General features: G+C 72.1%; 2 protein-coding genes. Both read left to right on the forward strand.

The genetic code is table 11. The annotated features are described in order from the left end of the window. Window positions 1-2081, forward strand: a 2081-nt coding sequence (locus CCN33_RS15580; protein ID WP_107483946.1) for an RNA degradosome polyphosphate kinase, incomplete at its 5' end; no start/stop codon positions are given. Then, on the forward strand, window positions 2062-2634 hold a 573-nt coding region (locus CCN33_RS15585; protein WP_425275847.1), incomplete at its 3' end, for a CHAD domain-containing protein. The genes CCN33_RS15580 and CCN33_RS15585, both read left to right, overlap by 20 nt.

The following is a 2634-nucleotide window of genomic DNA, read 5'->3' on the forward strand; positions in this document are numbered from 1 at the left end:
CCGACGGCGCCCCGCTGCCCCAGGGCCGCTTCCTGGACCGGGAGCGCAGCTGGCTCGCCTTCAACGAGCGCGTGCTGGAGCTGGCGGAGGACCCCACCACCCCGCTGCTGGAGCGCGCCAACTTCCTCGCGATCTTCGCCAGCAACCTGGACGAGTTCTTCATGGTCCGGGTGGCCGGTCTGAAGCGGCGTATCGCCACCGGGGTCGCCACCCGCTCCGCCTCCGGGCTCCAGCCCCGCGAGGTGCTGGAGATGATCTGGGCCCGCTCGCGCGAGCTGATGGCGCGGCACGCCGCCTGCTACCACGAGGACGTCGCCCCCGCGCTCGCGGAGGAGGGCATCCACCTGGTCCGCTGGAGCGAGCTGACCGACAAGGAGCAGGCCCGCCTGTTCACCCTGTTCCGGCACCAGATCTTCCCGGTGCTGACCCCGCTCGCCGTGGACCCCGCGCACCCCTTCCCCTACATCTCCGGCCTCTCGCTGAACCTGGCCGTCGTCGTGCGGAACCCGGTCAGCGGCCACAAGCACTTCGCGCGGGTGAAGGTGCCCCCGCTGCTGTCCCGCTTCCTGGAGAGCAGCCCCGGCCGTTTCGTCCCGCTGGAGGACGTGATCGGGGCGCACCTGGAGGAGCTGTTCCCCGGCATGGAGGTGCTGGAGCACCATGCCTTCCGGCTCACCCGCAACGAGGACCTGGAGGTCGAGGAGGACGACGCGGAAAACCTGCTCCAGGCGCTGGAGAAGGAACTCATGCGGCGCCGCTTCGGGCCCCCGGTGCGCCTGGAGGTCGAGGAGGACATCGACCGCGAGGTGCTGGACCTCCTGGTGCGCGAGCTGAAGATCTCCGAGGCCGAGGTCTACCCGCTGCCCGGCCCGCTGGACCTCACCGGTCTCTTCCGCATCCACAGCCTGGACCGCCCGGAGCTGAAGTACCGCAAGTTCGTCGCGGGCACCAACCGGGACCTCTCCGAGGTGGAGTCCGCCTCAGCGCCGGACATCTTCGCCGCGCTGCGCCAGCGGGACGTGCTGCTGCACCACCCGTACGACTCCTTCTCCACCTCGGTGCAGGCGTTCCTGGAGCAGGCCGCGCAGGACCCCGACGTGCTGGCGATCAAGCAGACGCTGTACCGCACCTCCGGCGACTCGCCGATAGTGGACGCGCTGATCGACGCGGCCGAGTCCGGCAAGCAGGTCCTCGTCCTGGTCGAGATCAAGGCCCGCTTCGACGAGCACGCCAACATCAAGTGGGCGCGCAAGCTGGAGGAGGCGGGCTGCCACGTCGTCTACGGCCTGGTCGGGCTGAAGACGCACTGCAAGCTGTCGCTCGTGGTCCGCCAGGAGGGCGAGACCCTGCGCCGCTACAGCCACGTCGGCACCGGCAACTACCACCCGAAGACGGCCCGGCTGTACGAGGACCTCGGGCTGCTCACCGCCGACCCGCAGGTCGGCGCGGACCTCTCCGACCTCTTCAACCGGCTCTCCGGCTACTCCCGGCGAGAGACCTACCGCCGGCTGCTGGTCGCCCCCAAGTCCCTGCGGGACGGCCTGATATCCCGCATCGACAAGGAGATCCAGCACCACCGCGCGGGCCGCCCGGCCTTCGTCAAGATCAAGGTCAACTCCATGGTCGACGAGGCCGTCATCGACGCCTGCTACCGGGCCTCCCAGGCGGGCGTGCCGGTCGACATCTGGGTGCGCGGCATCTGCGCGGTACGGCCCGGCGTCGAGGGGCTCTCGGAGAACATCCGGGTCCGCTCGATCCTCGGCCGGTTCCTGGAGCACTCCCGCGTGTTCGCCTTCGGCAACGGCGGCGAGCCCGAAGTCTGGTTCGGCAGCGCCGACATGATGCACCGCAACCTCGACCGCCGGATCGAGGCGCTGGTCCGGGTCACCGACCCCGGCCACCGGGCGTCCCTCAACCGCCTGCTGGACACCGGCATGTCCGACACCACCGCCTCCTGGCACCTGGGCCCCGACGGCGAGTGGACCCGGCACGCGTTGGACGCCGACGGACACCCCCTGCGGAACGTACAGGAGATGCTCATTGACGCCCGGAGGCGCCGGCGTGGCACCACGACACCCTGACCGTCCCCACCCGGAGACCGTCCCGGCGGGGGCCGTCCCCGCCGGGAAGGACCCCGCCGGGGACGACCTCGCCGCGTATCTGAGGGCACAGGCGACGGAGTTCCTGCGCGCGCTGCGGGCCCAGCGGGAGCACGGGAACGGGGCCGAGGGCGCCGCCGACGCGGGACGGGCCCTGCGCCGCTCCGCCCGCCGGATCAGCGCCGCCCTGCACACCTTCCGCACCCTGCTCGACCCCGCCTGGGCCGACTCGATGCGGCCCGAACTGGCCTGGGTGTCGGGCACTTTGGCTCTTGAGCACGCACAGGAGGCTCGGCTGGACCGGCTGTTGCTCGCGCTGCACCGGCTGTCCGGATCGACTCCGGCGCCGCTGCGGGCGGTGGTGCACGCGGGAGCCCCGGCACCGGCCGCCGAGCGGGGCAGTCTCACCGTGGGCGCGGCCAGGGCGGGGGCGCTGCTGGAACGCCGGCTCACCCTGGCGCGGACACGCGCCCACTCGGCCGCGCTGGAGGCGCTGGGCTCCGCCCGCTTCCACGCCGTCGCCGACCGGGTCGCC

This window comes from Streptomyces recifensis (genome assembly GCF_002154615.1).
GTDB lineage: Bacteria > Actinomycetota > Actinomycetes > Streptomycetales > Streptomycetaceae > Streptomyces > Streptomyces griseoluteus.